This window comes from Oleiphilus sp. HI0123 (assembly GCF_001635315.1).
On sequence record NZ_LWGE01000553.1, the window covers coordinates 1 to 588 of the forward strand.

Sequence of the window (588 nt, forward strand, 5' to 3'; positions counted from 1 at the left end):
CTAATCTCACCTTTGTCGTAGGCGTCAAGGATCGCGCACTTGGGCTCATTATTATGTTTGCAGTCACGAAAACGGCAGTAGCCAATATGCGGCCTGAGTTCGATAAAACCTTCCAACAGTTCTTGCTCATTGATATGCCATAAGCCGAATTCTCGTATGCCCGGTGAGTCAACAATTCTACCGCCACCCGGAATATGAAAAAGCTTGGCTGTCGTCGTGGTGTGAGTACCTTTACGGGATACTTCCGAAAGCGCGCCGACTTTAATGCTCTGATCACCCAGAATACTACGAATCAGTGAAGACTTGCCGACACCGGATTGGCCAACGAAGACGCTGGTGTAGTTTTTTAGCCAGTCGAATAAGGTGGACTCACAATGCTCGACTTCATTGGCTGAGGTCTTGAGTACTTCATAGCCAAGTGCTTCATAGCTTTGGCAGAGTTTTTCTATCTGAGCGCGGTTATTATCATTAATCAAGTCGCTTTTGTTAAACAGTATGGCAGGCTTGATGTCGAGAGTTTCAGCGGCCACCAGATAACGATCAATTAGATTAGCGTAGGGTGTGGGTTCAGTGGCGACAACAATAATA

General features: G+C 46.6%; 1 protein-coding gene. It reads right to left on the reverse strand.

Annotated elements, in window-relative coordinates; all coding sequences use genetic code 11:
* Nucleotides 1-588: ribosome small subunit-dependent GTPase A (gene rsgA, locus A3761_RS05075; protein WP_068749937.1), on the reverse strand; the 588-nt coding region annotated here is incomplete at both ends.